The 19,710-nt window shown below is 41.8% G+C and carries 21 protein-coding genes; all 21 read right to left on the bottom strand.

Annotation, left to right across the window (positions count from 1 at the left end):
* Nucleotides 1–14: 14 nt before the first annotated feature.
* The 21 genes from ACFFGT_RS25405 to ACFFGT_RS25505 all read right to left on the bottom strand — a co-directional run bounded on the left by ACFFGT_RS25405 (nt 15) and on the right by ACFFGT_RS25505 (nt 19,617).
* Nucleotides 15–1,490 carry a complex I subunit 4 family protein gene (locus ACFFGT_RS25405; protein ID WP_377025325.1) on the bottom strand — a complete coding sequence of 492 codons (1,476 nt, stop codon included), beginning with the start codon at nt 1,488–1,490 and terminating at the stop codon, nt 15–17.
* 25 nt (nt 1,491–1,515) lie between these two features.
* Entirely contained in the window at nt 1,516–3,429 is a 1,914-nt protein-coding gene (gene nuoL, locus ACFFGT_RS25410; RefSeq protein ID WP_377025326.1) for an NADH-quinone oxidoreductase subunit L, read from the bottom strand.
* 192 nt (nt 3,430–3,621) lie between these two features.
* Nucleotides 3,622–3,951, bottom strand: a complete 330-nt coding sequence (gene nuoK / locus ACFFGT_RS25415; RefSeq protein WP_377025327.1) for an NADH-quinone oxidoreductase subunit NuoK — start codon at nt 3,949–3,951, stop codon at nt 3,622–3,624.
* A complete protein-coding gene (locus ACFFGT_RS25420; RefSeq protein WP_377025328.1) occupies nt 3,951–4,454 on the bottom strand; it encodes an NADH-quinone oxidoreductase subunit J family protein in 504 nt (167 codons plus the stop codon). The genes nuoK and ACFFGT_RS25420 overlap by 1 nt, the downstream gene beginning before the upstream one ends.
* Before the next feature lie 57 nt (nt 4,455–4,511).
* A complete protein-coding gene (locus ACFFGT_RS25425; RefSeq protein ID WP_112575919.1) occupies nt 4,512–5,009 on the bottom strand; it encodes a NuoI/complex I 23 kDa subunit family protein in 498 nt (165 codons plus the stop codon).
* 4 nt (nt 5,010–5,013) lie between these two features.
* The gene (gene nuoH, locus ACFFGT_RS25430; RefSeq protein WP_377025329.1) at nt 5,014–6,057 is read right to left on the bottom strand and encodes an NADH-quinone oxidoreductase subunit NuoH; all 1,044 of its coding nucleotides are present in this window, start codon (nt 6,055–6,057) and stop codon (nt 5,014–5,016) included.
* Nucleotides 6,057–7,046, bottom strand: a complete 990-nt coding sequence (locus ACFFGT_RS25435) for an NADH-quinone oxidoreductase subunit G (protein ID WP_377025330.1) — start codon at nt 7,044–7,046, stop codon at nt 6,057–6,059. Before ACFFGT_RS25435 ends, nuoH begins: the two co-directional genes overlap by 1 nt.
* Before the next feature lie 168 nt (nt 7,047–7,214).
* A complete protein-coding gene (nuoF, locus tag ACFFGT_RS25440; RefSeq protein ID WP_377025331.1) occupies nt 7,215–8,573 on the bottom strand; it encodes an NADH-quinone oxidoreductase subunit NuoF in 1,359 nt (452 codons plus the stop codon).
* 3 nt (nt 8,574–8,576) lie between these two features.
* Entirely contained in the window at nt 8,577–9,101 is a 525-nt protein-coding gene (locus tag ACFFGT_RS25445; RefSeq protein WP_377025332.1) for an NADH-quinone oxidoreductase subunit NuoE family protein, read from the bottom strand.
* Entirely contained in the window at nt 9,094–10,305 is a 1,212-nt protein-coding gene (locus ACFFGT_RS25450; protein ID WP_208644902.1) for an NADH-quinone oxidoreductase subunit D, read from the bottom strand. Before ACFFGT_RS25450 ends, ACFFGT_RS25445 begins: the two co-directional genes overlap by 8 nt.
* A gap of 118 nt (nt 10,306–10,423) precedes the next feature.
* A complete protein-coding gene (locus tag ACFFGT_RS25455) occupies nt 10,424–10,927 on the bottom strand; it encodes an NADH-quinone oxidoreductase subunit C (RefSeq protein WP_377025333.1) in 504 nt (167 codons plus the stop codon).
* Complete coding sequence (locus ACFFGT_RS25460) at nt 10,927–11,469, bottom strand: NADH-quinone oxidoreductase subunit B (protein WP_091175781.1); 543 nt, start codon at nt 11,467–11,469, stop codon at nt 10,927–10,929. Before ACFFGT_RS25460 ends, ACFFGT_RS25455 begins: the two co-directional genes overlap by 1 nt.
* Before the next feature lie 123 nt (nt 11,470–11,592).
* On the bottom strand, nt 11,593–11,964 hold the full coding sequence (locus ACFFGT_RS25465; RefSeq protein WP_090533920.1) for an NADH-quinone oxidoreductase subunit A: 372 nt from the start codon (nt 11,962–11,964) through the stop codon (nt 11,593–11,595).
* Between the two features lie 176 nt (nt 11,965–12,140).
* The gene (locus ACFFGT_RS25470) at nt 12,141–13,835 is read right to left on the bottom strand and encodes a tetratricopeptide repeat protein (protein ID WP_377025334.1); all 1,695 of its coding nucleotides are present in this window, start codon (nt 13,833–13,835) and stop codon (nt 12,141–12,143) included.
* A 10-nt stretch (nt 13,836–13,845) separates the two neighbouring features.
* Complete coding sequence (locus tag ACFFGT_RS25475; protein WP_377025335.1) at nt 13,846–14,772, bottom strand: PstS family phosphate ABC transporter substrate-binding protein; 927 nt, start codon at nt 14,770–14,772, stop codon at nt 13,846–13,848.
* Nucleotides 14,773–14,995: 223 nt separating this feature from the next.
* A complete protein-coding gene (locus ACFFGT_RS25480) occupies nt 14,996–15,826 on the bottom strand; it encodes an energy transducer TonB (RefSeq protein ID WP_377025336.1) in 831 nt (276 codons plus the stop codon).
* A gap of 40 nt (nt 15,827–15,866) precedes the next feature.
* On the bottom strand, nt 15,867–16,412 hold the full coding sequence (locus ACFFGT_RS25485; RefSeq protein WP_377025337.1) for an ExbD/TolR family protein: 546 nt from the start codon (nt 16,410–16,412) through the stop codon (nt 15,867–15,869).
* A 6-nt stretch (nt 16,413–16,418) separates the two neighbouring features.
* Nucleotides 16,419–17,030: an ExbD/TolR family protein gene (locus ACFFGT_RS25490; protein ID WP_377025338.1), complete on the bottom strand. Its 612-nt coding sequence runs from the start codon at nt 17,028–17,030 to the stop codon at nt 16,419–16,421.
* Nucleotides 17,031–17,122: 92 nt separating this feature from the next.
* The gene (locus ACFFGT_RS25495; protein ID WP_377025339.1) at nt 17,123–17,959 is read right to left on the bottom strand and encodes a MotA/TolQ/ExbB proton channel family protein; all 837 of its coding nucleotides are present in this window, start codon (nt 17,957–17,959) and stop codon (nt 17,123–17,125) included.
* A gap of 429 nt (nt 17,960–18,388) precedes the next feature.
* A complete protein-coding gene (locus ACFFGT_RS25500) occupies nt 18,389–18,724 on the bottom strand; it encodes a translation initiation factor (RefSeq protein WP_377025340.1) in 336 nt (111 codons plus the stop codon).
* A 5-nt stretch (nt 18,725–18,729) separates the two neighbouring features.
* The gene (locus ACFFGT_RS25505) at nt 18,730–19,617 is read right to left on the bottom strand and encodes a diacylglycerol/lipid kinase family protein (RefSeq protein WP_377025341.1); all 888 of its coding nucleotides are present in this window, start codon (nt 19,615–19,617) and stop codon (nt 18,730–18,732) included.
* Between the last annotated feature and the right edge of the window lie 93 nt (nt 19,618–19,710).

Raw genomic sequence — 19,710 nt, forward strand, 5'->3', positions numbered from 1 at the left:
TTAAAATCTTAAACCTACATTGTAAACTTTGAACCTATCTGATTTACCAGTTGCGTTACCGCAGCCTCAGATATATGAAGAATAGGCTGAGGATAAATGCCCAATACAATTACCAGGACACAAATAAAACACAACGTAAACTTTTCAGTACCACTAACATCAGTAAAGGTAGCCGTAAGCGCGTTAGTTTCGCCCTGCATTACATTTTTGTAAAGGCGTAACATATAAACCGCTCCAAAAATAATGGTGAGGCCAGCTACCGCTCCAAGAATAACATTTCCATAGTGAGTAGCCCCAAAATCAAATACACCTTTTAACAAAAGAAATTCACCGATAAAACCATTGGTAAGCGGTAAACCTACCGTGCCCAGTAATATAATAAGGAAACCAATTGCAAACCTTGGAGCAACCTTAGCTATACCGCCAAGCTGGCTTATTTCGCGGGTGTTTAGCCTGCGGCTGATGATGTCCCAGATAAAGAACATACCAACAACGTTGATCCCGTGGTTAAGCATCTGGATCATAGCGCCCTGAACACCGTCAATGCTCCATGTAAATATACCAGCAGCAATGAGGCCCACGTGCGCTATTGAAGAATAAGCCACCAGGCGCTTACCGTCTTTTTGTTTAAAGGCAATAATAGAAGCGTACACAACACCTACAACCCCAAGGATGATAGCTATCACCTGAAAGTGGTAAAAGCCAAGCGGGGCATTAGGGATCATCCAGCGGATGGCACCATAAATACCCATTTTAAGCATGATGCCCGATAGCATCATGGTACCGCCAGATGGAGCTTCGGTATAAGTATCCGGCTGCCAGGTATGGAAAGGGAACAAAGGCATTTTGATGGCAAAAGCCAGGAAAAACGCCCAGAATACCCAGCTCTGATGTTTCACATCCAGGGTCATTTTGTAAAAATTGTGGATATCAAAGGTTTTGTCGGGCGATTGAAGGTACAGGTAGATGATACCTACCAGCATGAACAATGAACCGGCAAATGTGTAAATGAAAAACTTAATAGTAATACGGATGCGGTTTTCGCCACCCCACAGTGCACATATAAAGTAAATAGGGATCAGCGCCGCTTCCCATCCAACGTAAAATAAAAATCCGTCGAGGGCGGTGAACACAACCAGCATACCGGCCTGCATAAACAAAATGAAGCCATAAAAAGCACCTTCGTTTTTGTATTGATGCTGGTAGGTTGTTAAAATAATTAATGGTACAAGCACCGTGGTCAATAAAACCAGGATCATACTGATCCCATCTATACCGGCACTAAAGTAAATACCATAACTGCTGATCCATGGTACATCAATAACAAACTGGGTTGATGCATCCGGAACAAACTTGCTTAAAAATATAAGCGCTATTACCAGTTGGGCAACAGAGAAAAATAATGCAGCATGTTTCGCTATCCCGTTTTTAAGCAGGGCAACTATAACGGCGGCAACTATTGGCAAAAAAAGTAATATACTAACGGTCATTTTTATGTTGCTAAACGCTTATCGTTTATATTTTAGTTAATCCAAATACGCTATACAGTAGTACTGCAATAATTCCCAGTACCATTATGAATATGTAGAAACCCACATTACCGGTTTGCAACAGGCGCAGGCCTTTACTGGTTTCAATTGTTCCTTTACCAATCCCGTTCACCAAACCATCAATACCCAACCGGTCTATTACATTATAGAAGAAGGTTGAAAGCCAGTCGAGCGGTTTACGAACTATCAGGTCATAAAGCTCATCAAGATAAAACTTGTGGTATGACAGGCTTGTAAGTGCCGGGCGCTCTTCAGTATCAGCAACCGGTACACTGCCGTTTTTAGCATATTTCATATATGCATAGGCCATAGCAGCTAAAGCTAACACTACCGAGGTTCCCATTAAAGCATACTCCAGTGATTCAGATAAATGATGCTCGCCCAAAATCTCGTTTGATTTATGGAAAACAGGCTCAAGGAAATGTGCCAGTTCATGATGTCCGTGTAATACTTCCGGCACACCTATAAAACCACCAAAAAATGAAAGGATAGCTAACACAATAAGCGGAACAAGTATTGTTGGAGGCGACTCATGCAAATGATGCTCCTGGTCATGCGTACCGCGGAACTTTCCGTAAAAAGTAAGGTACATCATCCTGAACATATAGAACGAAGTTAACATGGCAGTTAATACACCTACAGCCCAAAATATAGGGCTATGCGCGTAAGCATGTGCTAATATTTCATCTTTGGAAAAGAAGCCCGCCAACGGAGGAATACCTGCAATAGCTACGGTACCAATCATCATGGTAGTGAAAGTAGTTTTGATCTTTCCTTTTAAGCCACCCATTTTGCGCATATCCTGCTCCCCACTCATGGCGTGGATCACAGAACCTGCACCAAGGAATAATAAAGCTTTAAAGAAAGCATGTGTTAACACGTGGAAGAAAGCACCGGTATAAGCGCCAACACCCAAGCCCAAAAACATGTACCCTAACTGCGATACTGTTGAATAAGCCAATACCTTTTTTATATCTGTTTGCGTTAACGCGATGAGCGCTGCAATGAGTGCCGTTGCCAAACCTATATAAGCTATGATATCCATAGTAAAAGGCGACAACGTGTAGAGAATGTTTGAGCGCGCAATCATATAGATACCCGCAGTAACCATCGTAGCAGCGTGAATCAAAGCTGAAACCGGGGTTGGGCCAGCCATTGCATCAGGCAACCAGGTAAATAGTGGCAGCTGTGCCGATTTACCGCAGGCACCTATAAACAATAAAATAGTAATAACATACAACGGTCCATTATCCGATTTCATTGTAGCTGCCTTTGGAAAGATCTCGGCAAACTGAACACTGTTGAAAACTAAAATCATAGTAAATATGCCCAGTAAAAAGCCAAGATCACCGATACGGTTCATTACGAAAGCTTTCTTGGCGGCATCCGCATAGTCGGGATTGGTATACCAGAAGCCGATAAGCAGGTATGAGCATAAGCCTACACCCTCCCATCCGATAAACATGATGAGGTAATTTGAGCCTAAAACCAGCAGCAGCATGAAAAACACGAACAGGTTCAGATAAGCAAAAAACTTTCCGAAACCTTCGTCGTCATGCATGTAACCGATAGAATAAAGGTGGATCAAAAAGCCAACCCCTGTAATGATCAGCAGCATAATTGAACTTAGCTGATCGATCAGGAATGCGAAAGGGAATTTCAGTGCGCCAACTGCAAACCAGGTAAAGTAGTTAACATTAATGGCTGCACCGGTTGATTTTATTTGGAAGAAAACTGCAAGGCTTAAACCAAATGATACCAGTACCAGCAAACTGCCAATAAAGCCAATTACACTTTTTGATAACGAATTACGGCCAAGTCCGTTTATAACAAAACCGGCTAACGGTAATATAGGAATAAGCCAGATATATTTATCCATGTTCGATGTTGTACGTTTTACGTGTTACGTTATACGTTTTAAATTATCAGATCCTTCATTACCAGGATTAGGTGATCCCCTGTCAAACATTTCTGTATAGTTGGGGATTGCTTCGTACCTTATAATGATGTTTAATATTTTATTTATTTCAGTCAATCATTTAATTTCGAAATAGAAATCCGAAATCACAACTTACCATTTCAACCTGTTCAGTACGTTGATATCAATTGAATTGGTGTTACGATAAATCATCACGATGATAGCCAATCCCACTGCAACTTCGGCAGCGGCCAGCGCCATGATAAAAAACACGAACACCTGCCCGGTAGCATCACCCCTGTATACCGAAAAGGCGGTAAGCAGCAGGTTAACCGAGTTAAGCATCAGCTCAACCGACATGAAGATCACGATAGCATTACGGCGGATCAATACGCCCATTACACCTATAGCAAAAATGATTGTGCTTAATATTATGTAATGATTAAGCGGCACGGCGTGCATAGTATTTGTTAAACTTTCCATTACGATGCTTTAGGTTCTTTTTCTTTAGTGGCCAATAATACCGCGCCTACCATTGCTGATAGCAACAATACAGATGACACTTCAAACGGCAACAAAAATTCGTGGAACAATACATTGCCTAAGTTTTTTACAAGGCCCAGGTTCGGGTTTTGAAGTATTACCGGGTTCGATGTAGCTATCAGTTTTAATGATGCAACTACGGCAACCGCCAATATTCCGCCCCCAACTACTCCTGCAACTTTAACGCCCCATGATTTAACAGGCTCCGACTCCTTATTAAGGTTAATGAGCATAAGGGTATACAGGAACAGTACCAATATAGCGCCCATGTAAACGATGAAGTTCACTATCGCCAAAAATTGCGCGTTAAGCAAAATGTAGTGTATGGTGAAAGTAAAAAAGGTAAGGATCAGATATAGGATACTATGTACCGGATTTTTGGCCGAGATTACCAATATCGAAAAGAATATGGACAAAAATGCGATGAAGTAAAATGTACTCATGTTTTTATTTACAAAATACCTTTACCCTTTTAGGCAGGGCAAAGGTATAAAACTTCTTTATTGATTTAAGGGCGCTTCTACTAATTTGTCTTTACCGTAAATAAAATCCTTCCTCAGGTAATCAGAAGGTACAATATCACCGTCAAGATAAATAGCTTCTTTAGGGCAGGCCTCTTCACATAAACCGCAGAAAATGCAGCGCAGCATGTTTATTTCATAAACAGCGGCATATTTTTCTTCGCGGTACAGGTGCTCCTCGCCTTTCTGGCGCTCGGCAGCTGTCATGGTAATAGCTTCTGCAGGGCATGATAATGCGCAAAGGCCGCAGGCTGTGCAACGCTCTTTACCGTTTTCATCACGTTTTAAAGAGTGCATGCCACGGAAATTTTCCGAAAACTCACGCTTTTCTTCAGGATAGCTGATGGTTACCGGCTTTTTGAAAAAGTGTTTCATTGTAGTGGATAAACCGCCCACAATGGCCGGCAGGTAAGCACGCTCTAAAAAATTGAGTGGCTTAACTTCCAGTACTTTTCGTTTATTGCTTAATGATTCCATTTGATTAATATCCAAAGTGTGTAAGTAATGTGCTGCCCACGCCGGTAAGCACTATATTGGCAATAGCCAATGGTATTAATATTTTCCAGCCCAGGTCCATCAACTGGTCATAACGGAAACGCGGGATTGTCCAGCGCACCCACATGAAAAAGAAGATAGAGAAGAAAATTTTACCAAATAATACAACCACTCCAATTAGCGGCGCAATGGTTGGACCTGCATGAGCAGCAACCCAATCCATACCCGGATAGTTATAACCACCCCAATACAGGGTAGCCATTACTGCCGATGAGATGAACATGTTGATATACTCGGCAAAAAGGTAAAAACCTAATTTCATGGATGAATATTCGGTATGGTAACCGCCTACAAGCTCGGTTTCGCACTCAGGCAAGTCAAACGGCGAGCGGTTGGTTTCGGCAAAGGCACAAACGATGAACAGCAAAAAGCCAAGCGGTTGTCTCCAAACGTTCCAGGCAAAGCCATGTTGTTGCTCGGCAATTTCTTTAAGACTTAATGTACCGGTAAGCATCAGCAAGGCAATGATGGATAAGCCCATCGAAATTTCGTAGCTGATATTTTGTGATGCAGCACGGATAGCACCTAACAACGAGTATTTGTTGTTTGACGCCCAGCCACCAATCATGATACCGTAAACACCTAATGATACCACACCAAAAATGTAAAGTACACCTACGTTGATATCAGTAACCTGCAAATCAAAAGTATGACCGCCAATGGCAATAGCTGATCCCCATGGAATAACAGCCGAACCTATACAGGCGGTTAATATAGCCAGCGAAGGGCCAACGATGAACAGGAAGCCTGTAGCATTGGTAGGGATGATCTCTTCTTTCAAAAACATTTTACCACCATCGGCAAGGGGTTGTAAAATACCCCATGGACCGGCACGGTTAGGGCCTATCCTATCCTGGAAAAATGCGGCAACTTTACGCTCGGCATAAGTTGAGTACATGGCTACAACCAGGCTGATAGCGAAAATAACTACGATCAGTACGATCCTGAATATTAAATCGGCGGTTTCCATTATAAGCGGGTCTCCCTTTCAAATTGTTCTTTATTGGCTTCCATCAGCACCGGGTTGGTTTTAACAACCGGCAGCGGTGTAAACTCGTAATGGTTAGAGCTGATAACAGATTGATTCGACACCTTACGCGGGCCTTCAATTACCCAATCGGCAGTTTTCTTTTGGTCGAAACGGCAGGTATTGCAGATAAACTCTTCAACCTCGCCATAAACATCCTTGCGTCCGGTTACCCTGATCACATCCTCACCTTTGTACCATAAAGTAACCTTGCCACAGCATTTATCGCAGTCGCGGTGAGCTTCAACAGGTTTGGTGAACCAAACACGGTTTTTAAAGCGGAAAGTTTTATCGGTTAATGCGCCTACCGGGCAAACGTCAATCATATTGCCCGAAAAATCGTTATCAACAGCTTTGCTGATGTAAGTTGAAATTTCAGAATGATCGCCCCTGTTCAGGATGCCATGTAAACGGGTATTGGTGATTTGATCGGCAGTGAACACACAACGGTAGCAAAGGATGCAACGGGTCATGTGCAGCTGAATTTTATCGCCTATATCAATTTTTTCAAAAGTACGGCGGTCAAACTCATAGCGGGTTTTAGCAGCCCCATGCTCAAAGCCAAGGTCCTGCAGGTGGCATTCGCCGGCCTGGTCGCACACAGGGCAATCAAGCGGATGGTTGATCAGCAGCATTTCTACCACGCCTTTACGGGCTTCAACAACCTCGGGCGAAGTAATATTTTGTACCTCCATCCCATCCATAACACCGGTACGGCATGAAGCCACCAGTTTAGGCATAGGGCGCGGATCTTTTTCCGATCCTTTGGTAACCTTAACCAAACAGGTACGGCATTTACCGCCACTACCTGCCAGCTTTGAGTAATAGCACATAGCAGGCGGAACAATATCGCCCCCTATCTGCCTTGCGGCATTAAGGATGCTTGTTCCGGGTTCTACATCAACGGTTATTCCGTCTATTGTTACTTTCATTGACATTTAATAATAACGTCGTTTGTTAATTTCTAAATTTCTTAGCTTTCAAATTAAAGCTTAAAAGCTCAACCGTTATGTCATTGCGAGGTACGAAGCAATCTCGTAGCTATGCTCTTCAAGCGACGAGGTTGCCACGCTCTGCTCGCAATGACATATCGTATATGCTTACGCAGTCTCTACAACCTTCAAGGGATCAGCATAATGTGCTATGCCGTAATTTCTTGAAGTTGCTTCACTTGCGTTAGTTACGTGCCATTCAAATTCATCCCTGAAATGGCGGATAGCACTGGCCACCGGCCATGCTGCCGCATCTCCCAGCGGACAAATGGTATTTCCTTCTATTTTCTTAGATACATCAACCAGCAGGTCCATGTCACTCATTTTGCCATGACCATACTCCAGGCGATGTAATACTTTTTCCATCCAGCCGGTACCTTCACGGCAAGGCGAACATTGTCCGCAGCTTTCGTGGTGATAAAAACGGGCAAAATTCCAGGTATTACGTACAATGCAGGCATCCTCATCATAAGCAATGAAACCGCCCGAACCTAACATGGTACCACTTACGAAACCACCATCTGACAGAGACTCATAGCTCATCAAGCGGGCTTCGTTATTGATGGTTTTCAGGATCAGATTAGCCGGTAAAATCGGCACTGATGAACCACCTGCTACAACAGCTTTTAAGCGTTTGCCATTGGCGATACCACCGCAATACTCATCCGAATAAATAAATTCTTCAACAGGCACACCGAGTTCAATTTCATAAACACCCGGTTTTTTAAGGTTACCACCAGCCGAGATCAGCTTGGTGCCTGTACTGCGGCCGATACCTATTTTAGCATACTCGTCGCCGCCTTCATTAATGATAGGCACAACAGCAGCAATTGATTCAACGTTGTTAACTACCGTAGGGCAGCCATATAAACCGGCGATTGCAGGGAATGGTGGTTTAATACGCGGATTACCACGTTTGCCTTCCAATGACTCCAGCAAAGCAGTTTCTTCACCGCAGATATAAGCACCACCGCCCGGCTGAACATAAAGTTCAAGATCGTAACCGGTGCCTAATATGTTTTTACCTAAAAAGCCTTTTGCTTTTGCTTCGGCGATAGCCCTTTCCAGGACCCTTACCTGGGGCATCATTTCACCGCGCAGGTAGATATATGATGTATTGGCACCAAGCGCAAAGCTCGATACGATCATCCCCTCAATTAATAAGTGAGGGATATAGGTCATCAGATAACGGTCTTTAAAAGTACCGGGCTCCGATTCATCACCATTGCAAACCAGGTAACGTGCTACGCCTTCGGGTTTAGCCAAAAAGCTCCACTTCATACCTGTAGGGAAGCCTGCACCACCACGGCCGCGTAAGCCTGATTTTTTAACCTCCTCAACAATCGCTTCGGGCGACATGGTTTTTAATGCCTTCTCTACAGAAGCATAGCCACCTTTTGAGCGGTAAACATCAAATGTATTGATGCCGGGTACGTTTATATGTTCTAAAAGTAGTTTCCGTCCCATAATTTAATTCTTCGCTTTCGCTTTTAAATCCCTGATCAATTGATCAACCGACGCGTTGGTCAGGTTTTCATAAAAAGTATATTCAGGGCCTATTTGCAATACCGGGCCATAACCACAGGCAGCAAGGCACTCCACTCCTCTCCAGCTAAATAAGCCGTCGGGGGTAACTTCACCTTCTTTTACACCAAGGCTTTCCTCAATATGATCCATGATCTTTTCGGCACCTACCAGGCAGCAACCGCTTGTACGGCAAACTTCCAGTACGTACTTGCCTTGCGGACGTAAAAAATACATGGTATAAAATGTAGCAACCTCATAAACCTCAATAGGCAGGATGCTTAAATATTCGGCAACCTTATCCATTGCAGGTGCACTTATCCAACCAAACACGGCCTGTACCTCATGAAGGATCGGTAATAAGCCTGATTTTTGTTTTCCCTGCGGATAACGGCTAACTATCTCATCAAATTTGCTGATCAGTTCCGGCGAAAATTCAACCGGTTCCTGAGCTTCGTCAACTCTAAGCATCTAACTCTCCGGCTATAACGTTTAAACTACTCATGTTAATAATAGCATCTGATAATAACATACCACGGCTCATTGGCGCGTACATCTGGTAATTAATAAAGCTTGGCCTGCGGAAATGCAAACGATATGGCGAACGGCCACCATCATTAACCAGGTAAAAGCCCAGCTCACCGTTAGCACCTTCAACCGAATGATAAACCTCGGTAGTTGGTGTTGGAATTTCGCCCATCACAATTTTAAAGTGATAGATCAAAGCTTCCATGTTATTATATACTTCCTCTTTTGGAGGCAGGTAAAATTCAGGTACATCGGCGTGGAAAATATCGCTCGGCTCTTTATCAAGCTTGGCCAATGCCTGCTCAATAATCCTTAAGCTCTGCCACATTTCTTCGTTACGAACCAAAAAGCGGCTGTAAACATCACCATTATCGCCAACAGGCACTTCAAAATCAAAATCCTCATATGATGAGTATGGGTTCATGGCCCTTACATCATAATCAACACCGGCTGCACGCAAAAGCGGGCCAGTCCAGCTATAGCTTAAAGCGGTTTCGGCGCTAACTGCAGCTACATCCCTGGTACGGTCAACAAAGATGCGGTTACGGTTAAACAGGCTTTCAAACTCTTTAAGCGTTTTAGGGAAATTCTTTAAAAATGCACGCAGCTTATCAAAGGCACGGCTATTAAAGTTACGCTCAAAACCACCTATCCGGCCAATATTAGTTGTAAGGCGCGAACCGCAAACTTCTTCATATATTTCATAAATAGCCTCGCGGTGCTCCATCATATACAGGAAGCCGGTAAAAGCGCCTGTATCTACCCCCAATACACCGTTACAGATAATGTGATCGGCAATACGGGCAAGCTCCATTACAATTACACGCAGGTAATCAACGCGTTTAGGAGTTTGGATATTTAAAAGCTTTTCAACCGTCATGTGCCAGCCCATGTTATTGATAGGCGATGAGCAGTAGTTTAAACGGTCGGTAAGTGGAGTGATCTGGTAAAATGGCCTGTGTTCGGCAATTTTTTCAAATGCGCGGTGGATATAACCAATTGTTGATACACCGCTAACGATACGCTCGCCATCCAGCTGAAGCACATTTTGAAACACACCATGGGTGGCAGGGTGCGTTGGGCCCAGGTTTAGGGTTGACAGCTCGCTTTGCGGATCGTTATCTGTATATACAGGATGATTTTGCATCAGTATTGTTATTAGAGTCAAGAATCATGAAGTATAGAATCAAGATAAAGACTTGTTCTCACTTCTTAATTCTTAATTTCCTGGTTCTTAATTCTCAATTTCTTGATTCTATATTACGTTATCTTCCGAAATAGAAATCTTTCTTGTCAACACGGTTAGGGTCTTCCAAAGGAAATTCTTTACGCATTGGGAAAGCAGTCATATCGTCAACATTTAAAATACGGCGAAGGTCAGGATGCCCATCAAATATAACTCCGAAAAAGTCATACGTTTCACGCTCCATCCAGTTAGCACCATCCCAAAGTACAGTAGCAGTTGGGATATGTACATCACCGTCGGTCAAAAACACCTTAACCCTGATGCGTGTATTGGTGGTTAAGCTGTGCAGGTGATAAATAACGCCTGTTTGCTTTTCCTGCTCAGGGTAGTGGATGCCGGTAATATCTGTTAAAAAGGTAAACTTAAATGTGGGATCTGTTTTCAAAAAAGTAAGCAGATCAATGATCTGTTCGCGACCGGTCTCAACCGTAAGCAAGCCATACGGTTCGCCAATAACGGTCACCAAATCAGCAAACTTATCGCCTATTGCTTTTATTATATCTTCGTTAGGTATAGCAGCCATTATTGAATCCCGTATTTAGCTAATAATTCCTGGTATTTAGGTTCGTTTCTGCGGCGCAGGGATTCCGTTTTTACCAGTTCCTGAATATTCATAAAACCATCAATAATTGCTTCGGGCCTTGGCGGGCAACCTGGTACATAAACATCTACCGGAATAACCTCGTCAATACCTTGCAAAACGGAGTAAGTATCAAATATACCACCGCTTGAAGCACAGGCGCCAACAGCCATTACCCAACGGGGCTCGGCCATCTGCAGGTATACCTGGCGCAGTACAGGAGCCATTTTTTTAGCTATAGTACCCATAACCATCAATAAATCGGCCTGACGTGGCGAAAAGCTCAAACGCTCGGCACCAAAACGCGAAAGATCATAGTGAGATGCCATGGTGGCCATAAACTCGATACCGCAGCATGAAGTAGCAAATGGTAAAGGCCATAATGAATTTGAGCGTGCTATACCTATTACTTTATCAAGCGAGGTAGCAAAAAACCCGGCGCCTTCAACTCCGGCAGGGGCATCAACTAATTGAATATCACTCATTGAACTAAATTGATAGAGAAACACCATCCACTAAATGCGGATAATGGAAGCAAATTTACAATAATAACGATGTAAAATGTACACTACGGGCGTACAGGGATTATATTTAGAATCAATCTAAACTTAATCCCAGTCTAAAGCACCCTTTTTTATTACGTAGATAAAACCCAGCAGAAGTGTAGCCATGAAAATGAACATTTCAATAAGGCCTGTAGTACCCAGTGCCTTGAAATTGACAGCCCAGGGGTACATAAAAATAACTTCCACATCAAACAGCACAAACAGAATGGCTACAAGGAAATATTTAATGGAGATTGGTGTACGGGCGTTACCCACTACCTCAATACCCGACTCAAAGGGGGTAAGTTTATCTTTAGTTTTTCTTTTAGGACCAATTTTATGAGTTACAAACATTGTTGTTACCACAAACCCTAAAGCCACCACCATTTGAAATATGATGGGCAAATAATTAACCGGTAAACTTTGTGCTTCCATGCTGCAAATATACTAATGCCTTAATAATAAAAAAGTCTGTTTTATAAGCTTGTCAATAATTTCCGTAATTCATTACCAGTCTTGATAACAAATTGCATCCATAAATCAATTCCCCGAAATCAGGGAAACAAAAAAGGCCTCTTTTTCAAGAGGCCTTTTATATCAATCAGATTGTATTATTTGCTTTTACCGGCTCCGCCTTTGCGTTGGAAGAAAGCTACCGCCTGCTTGTTGGTAGGATCATTTTCCCTCGCTTTGGTAAAGTTTTCAGTTGCTTTAGCATCATCTTTCTCTTTAAACTCATAATAAGTGCCTAAGTAAACATAAGCGTTTGCAAGGCTCTTTTTAGTTTTGTCGTCTAATGTACCTTTAGCAAGCACAAGCTCAATGTATTTTTCATAAAACGGCTTAGCAAAACCAGCTATGTTATTACGATCTTTTTCTTTCATATCGTTAACATAAGCACGGTAAAGATAACCATCGGCAGTAGTTGGGCTTTTTTGATTTACATAGCTAAATGCTGAATCGGCCCTTACAAGCAATGAATCAGCATTTGGTTTCTTTTCGTCATAACCAAAATAGTAGCTGATACCTTCGTAAAAATAATCAGTCAGTTTTACGTTACGGCCGGCTTTTAAAGTAACCTGGCGGTAAGCATCACCTGCCTGCTCGTATTTTTTCTGGTGATATAATGCTTTAGCTATTTCACCATAAACGTCGGTTTGAGTGCTGTCAAGCTCCAAGGCTTTTTTCAAAGTATTGATACCAATTGAATCCTGACCTGAAGCCATCTGCAAACGGCCCTGGTATAAATAATCGCGAGGGATGATACGTTTTGGATCTGCTTTCTGGAACCAGGTATTGATTGCAGTTAAACCTGCAGGATAATCCTTGTTCTCGTAAGCAGCATAAGCTAAATAACGGTAAACCCTTGCATTAGAACTTGCCGATTTTGACAGCTCCATTGTTACCTGCTGTAAGGTTTTATAATCACCTGCAAGGATCAGGAAGTCGGCATAACGCATTTGAGACTCTACTGACTGATCAGTTAAGCTCAGGTATTGTTTGTAATGATCAACGGCTTCTTTAATTTTAGCTGAAGCCATTTTAGGATCGGTTAATGACCAGCGCAAATCAGTTTCAGCCCATTCGCGGTAAGCCGGGCCATAGTTTGCGTTGATAGCCAATGCATCCTTAAACTGCTGTTCTGAACCATCAAAGTTATTAGCAAATTTATATAAAACACCGGTTGCAACTTTAGCAGCAGGGTTTTTAGGGTCAAGCGTAGCAGCATCAGAATAATTTGAGTACGCTTCGTTGCTTTTTAATACCGAGCGATAAGCATCACCTAAGGCGATCAGCAAATCAACATCTTTTGCGTTAATAGCTTTTCCTTTGGTAAGTACAGCTATTGCAGCATCTGCATCAGCAGGTGCCACTTTTTTATCAGCTGTTGTAGGCAGTAAATACGATAAACCTACATAAGTGTAAGGTTTTGTATCCTTAGCAGCCAGGGCAACTGCCTGGTTAAAATTAGTTGTAGCACCGGAGTTATCCTTGTCTAAACGGGCAACAGCACCTAAACCTGCATAATTTAATGCTGATTTTGGATTTGCGGCAATCCCTTTATTGAAAACGACTTTCGCCGAGTCAGAATAGTCCTGTTTAATGTACACCCAACCCAGGTAAAAGAAATTTTCATCTTTAGTTGGCTGAGTAGTGGTAAGCGTTTTGAGCATCGACTCTGCTTTCTGATATTGTTCGGCGTCAATAGCTTTTTTGGCGTCGGCAAGACTTTGCGCAAAAACTGATGATGAACCTAAAAATACCAGTCCTAATGAAGCCTTAGCTATTTTACTGATCATTTTCATCTTTATTTAGTTATAGTTTACTTTTTAAAATTATCTCTCTTGGGGGAATCGAATCCGGCAATAAGCCCGATTTCAATATTATCCGCTGCCCCACATCACTCGCTAAGAACGTAACAAACCCGGCTGCTAAACCATTCTTACTTGAGCTATTGATCATATATAATGTTCTGCTCAAAGGATACTGTTTTAAGACAAGCGATTCCTGCGAAGGTTTAAAATATTCATTGGGGTACTGTTTATTCCCCTCATCTTTAACCCCCACAATTTTCACTCCGTCAACATAGCCCGCATAAGCCTTCTCAGGGTTATTAAGCCAGCTAAAACCAATGATGCCTAAGGCATCCTGGTGCTCGCTCACGTACTTAATAACCTCAATATTTGACTTAAGTGCGTATATGTTTTTTTGCTTAAACTCCTTATTTCCAGAGAAGTTCTTCAAATACCTTACCAAACTTGAATTTGGGTTATCAAAAACTATAGTTTTATTTCCGGTCCCCTCATTGTTAAGCTCTTTCTTTAATTGGCCAACAGTAATAGTAGTGTCGTTTGAGCCTTTATTAACTATTAACGTAATTGCGTCAACCGCAAAAGGTACAACTTCAACATTCAATGAACGGCGGGTTATTATATTGCGTTCTGCTGTGTCCAGGTCACGTGACAGTATAGCAACCCTTACGCTATCGTTTAACAACATATTTACAGCCTGGTTTTCTGTTTTATAAACAAATACCGGGTCGGCGTTGGGGTACCGGCTTCTGTAAACATATTCTTCCTGTGCTACTATCGGCGAAAAGGATTCATCGGCTACGAAGGTTGCTCTTCCTGTGTTGAAGCCATCGGTCGGTACAGATTTTACTTGTTTCTGCTTGCAGGCCTGTAAACCGGCCATTGAAACAACTAAAACCAATACATATACAACCTGTAATTTAATCTTCATACTGATCCTTCTTAAACAATCTTGAAAACCTCAAAATAGCGTAACCTATAATAAACGCACCGAAAAGTAAACGTTGGTAATGTTGCAGCTGCAACGGGAGCGCATCCCAGAACATGATCATGAGACCTAAAACCACAAAGCAAATAAATGCAGCGGTTCCTAAAATAAGCAAAAACCGCCTTTTGGGCGATTTTTGCTCTTTATTGTAATTAAATGGCATTCCTTATTCTTCAGATGCTAAAGTAAAGCTGATTGGAACACTGTACTGTACACGAACCGGACGACCGTTTTGTATACCAGGTTTCCATTTTGGTGAATTTTTCAATACACGAACTGCTTCTTCGTCGCAACCGCTGCCAATGCCCCTTACAACCTTAATATCGGTTAAAGAACCATCTTTTTCCACAACGAATGTACAAATTACACGTCCTTGAGTATTGTTTTCACGTGCTACAGCCGGGTACCTGATGTTTTTGCTCAGGTACTGACCAAATTTCTCTAAACCGCCGGCAAATTCAGGAACCTGCTCAACTGAAGTAAAGATCTGGTTAGGATCGGCTTCCACAACTTGTTTAACGTCTGAGTTACCTACCGGCTCATCAATTCTGATGTCGGCGTTAGGATCACCTTTCTGGTCTTTTTGACCCGGATCTGCAACAGCTAATTCTTTTACTGTTGGCGGATCTTTCTCCTTAACCTCGTTATCTGGTTTTACAACCGGAGGAGGGAAACGTACCTGATCTACCTTTGGTTTTGGTGGTTCAGGTGGCGGCGGAGGTGGTTTTTTGGTTTGGTCAACCGGTGGCGGAGGTAACAGAACCACGTCTGTTATCTTCACTTTTTGGTCTTTCTCTGGGATAAGACCTTTGATCTTGTTGATGATAGTTGGCAAAGAAACGATAAATACAAACACTACAATTGCAATGACTAATGACTTGCTTGTATTTTTTGAATTATCTCTTCTTAACTCGTAAGCGCCATAGGCCTTATTACGATTACTAAAAACAACGTCGATCCATTCCTGCTTTAGTATGTCTAATTTTGATCCTAACATCTGTTAAGGCTTTAATGGAAATTAATAACGTTATTTAATACTATTTATTATCGTTGTACAAGCCGTCTTTCTTCAACAATTCAACCTCCGGCTGTGATATATCAACAATGCCGTAGCTTTGAATATTGGCTATGTTAATTTCGTCAAGCGTGCTCACCATATTTTTATATTTTGACTTATCGCTTGGCTTAATCACAACAAACATAAATTTGCCTGTTTTCTGCTGTACTTCTTTACTTTTCTCAATTAACGTTTTACGTAGTCCATCCGGACCAAAATTGTCAATTGTTGGCGCTGATTTTCCTGGCTCGCCAATATACCACTCCAGTTTGTCGTCGCTGCCCAATAAAATGGTCATCGAACGTGAAGCGGCAATATCCATCTGATCCTTTGTATGTTCATCCTTATCAGGCATGGCCAAATCCATCGCTTTTGGTTTAGCGAGTGTAGTGGTCATGATGAAGAAGGTGATCAACAAGAAAGCCAGGTCAACCATCGCGGTTAAGTCGATACGGGTTGATTGCTTCTTACTGCGAACCTTCCCGCCTTTGTGTTTGCCTCCCCCGGAGGTATCTAATTCTGCCATGATTTCTTATTTTTTGTTGCTACCAAGATCCGTTATTAAACTAAATTTGTTAACTTTTTGCTTTTGCAAAATGCCGATAACATCCTTAATAACCGGATACTCTTCTTTGCTGTCGCCTTTAATAGCCAAACGCAACTCTTTATTGTGTAAAGCTTTGGTCGCTATACGGGCCTGGCGAATCCAGTTAGTAAGCTCACCTGAAACTGAGTCTCTCGGAATACCTGGCTGAGCATATTTCTTTTGCTGATCAGCAGATAAAGCTATAAACTGTTTCAACTGGCTCATTGGTACACCAAATGATGTGATAGTTGAAAACCTGGTTTGCTCGTCAGGTGTGAAGGTCATATGGTATATTGAACCCATTTGGGTTAACATTTCCCTGCGAATATCAACACCTTCTACACCAAAAAATGCTTTTTGTGCACCTACAGATACTGTAGCAAAATCAGATTCCGGTACCGGCTGCTGGATTGAAGATTTTGGTATATCAATAGGTACCGGATCTTCGGTTTTTACTTTTGCGGTCATGATGAAGAACGTAAGCAAAAGGAACGCCACGTCACACATCGCGGTCATGTCAATTGCTGTACTCTTCCTTGGAACTTTTATCCTTGCCATATCAATTTTTTCCTCTTAAAAATATTAGTGATTAGTATTTAACTATTTCTGCCTTTACTTATTGTGCATTAAGGCATTAGCAACTAATATTCTTATTTGTTTTTGTGTGATGAAGCAAATGTTTGAACGATGCTAAAGCCGGTTTCGTCAATAGCGTAGGTCAATTTATCAATTTTTGAAGTGAACACGTTGTACATAACAATAGAGATAGCAGAAGTACTGATACCGAATGCAGTGTTGATCAAGGCTTCAGAGATGTGAGAAGATAGTTCAACCTGGTTAGGTACACCTGCAGTTGCTAATGAAGAGAACGCTTTGATCATACCCACAACCGTACCTAACAGACCGGTTAATGTACCGATAGATACCAATGTAGCAATGATAGTTAAGTTTTGCTCAAGCATTGGCATTTCCAAAGCTGTAGCTTCTTCGATATCCTTTTGGATAGCTAAAGTTTTTTGGTCAACGTCAAGGTTTGGCTCAGCTTCCATTTCGCCATATTTTTTCAATGCCGATTTGATAACGTTAGCAACAGAACCTTTTTGTTTGTCGCACTCAGCAGAAGCACCGGCAATGTTACCAGCGTTTAAAAGAGCCTGGATTTTCCTTACGAAACCATCAACGCTACCAGTACCTGATGCTTTGTTGATAACGATGAAACGCTCGATAGAGAAAACGATAACCATTAATAAGAAACCCATGATCACAGGTACGATAACACCACCACTATGGACAGTACCGAAAATGTCTGATGGATAACCGTGCTCTACATCACCACCTTTGAAATGGCTTGGATCACCTAAAATGAATATAAAGATACAAGTTGTAACAATTAGACAGATCGGAATAGTTAAAGAAGCAAACATGCCCGATGCACTTGAGCTTTCTTTCTTAACAGGAGTAGTTGGTTTTGTTGGTGCGTTTGCCATTACTTTTGAATTTTTAGTTTTTGTTTTTGTTTATTTTATAAGTTAGTTAAAATGCGCTGTTTGTTGGGAATAACAAAAATAGAATTTTATTGAATTAAAAAAACCATTTATGTTATTCTTTACAATTTTTTAATACAGAATATCATTCTGTGTATTGTTGGTGAATATAAACGCAACATTACAATTTTATTGTGTGTTACCAACACAATTATTTGCAATGAAAACCATTTTTTTTAAAAATAGCAAGTGATAACATATAAAATTTGTGTTACCAAGTTAAAATTGCCCGTTTTTTTTTAAAAGTTTATAAAAGATGCGTGTAACATTTAACTACGATGCATGCTCAGTAACACATAGTTGTGCATTTTGTTTAAATTGCACCTTTAAAATAATTCTGTTAAACTACGGTTTATAATTGTTTATTTAATGCTATCCACCGGCTTTTTTAGCCTTATATCCGTCGGTTTGCAATAAAATTAATACTTTATCCCTGAAATCGCCCTGGATCAGTACCTCGCCATCTTTGACAGAACCACCAACTCCGCATTTTGATTTTAGTTTTTTTCCTACCGCTTCCAAATCGGCATCGGTACCAATAAAGCCGGTAATACGGGTAACCAGTTTACTGCCGCCTTTACGATCAAGATATATTTTAAGGTTTTGCTGCTGTGGCGGCAAAGTTTCGGACTCCCCTCCCCCGTTTTCCTGGTATTGAAATTCCGGATCGGTTGAGTAAACTACGCCTGTAAAATTTTTCTTAGCCATATTGATCAATTTTTAAATGATGGGCCAACTATAACTTTTAATGAATTTGGCAATATATTAATATCAATGCCGGTGCCTGCCATCTGGGGCTCGCCATCAAGATGGATAGGGCCTGTATGCTCTCTTTTTACCAGGATCTGCTTTCCGCGGATAATTTCCACGTATTTTGAACCTTCGGTTGCCTTAATGAGCATGCGCACGCTCATTTCCGGAAACCTCCACAGCGGAAAAGGCTTTATCACGCAAACATCCAGCAAACCATCCTGCAGGCTTGCTTTGGGAGATATGTGCACATTGTTGCCATATTGCGAGGAATTGGCTATGCTGAGCATAAATGCTTTATAATCATATTTCTTTCCGTCGATATCCAGGTGATAATTTTGCGGCTGATAACCCACCACCTCTTGTACCGACGATTTTATATAACTAATAAAACCACGTTTTTTACCGTGCGAAAAGATCTCGCTGATGTGGGCGTCAAAACCCATGCCCGCCATGTTAAAAAACGCCTGCCCGTTAATCCTGGCCGAGTCGATAATTTCGGTACGACCGGATTCAAGGTTTTTAATAGCAGCCTTTGTATCCATCGGAATCCCCAAAAAACGCGAAAGCCCGTTACCCGAGCCAAAAGGCACTATCCCAAGCGCCGTGCCGGTATCAACAATGGCCGATGCCACTTCGTTAACCGTACCATCGCCGCCAACGGCCACCACCATATCAAATTTGCCAACAGCTTCAGATGCGATAACCCTTGCATGCGCTACGCCATCGCTAAAAGCTATAACCGGTTCCATTATAGCTGCATCAACAGTATCTTTAATCAGTTCAGGCACCCCGTCCTTCTTCTTCCCGCCCGAAATTGGGTTTATTATAAATAACGCTTTCCGTTTCAACTATATATATTATTTCAATCGTCAAAAGTAAATGTATTTTCGGCTTTGTGAAATTTGTTTTATTTTTACCGCCCGAATGTGGACTGATTTAAT

It is taken from the genome of Mucilaginibacter angelicae (assembly GCF_042434235.1).
Taxonomy (GTDB): domain Bacteria; phylum Bacteroidota; class Bacteroidia; order Sphingobacteriales; family Sphingobacteriaceae; genus Mucilaginibacter; species Mucilaginibacter angelicae.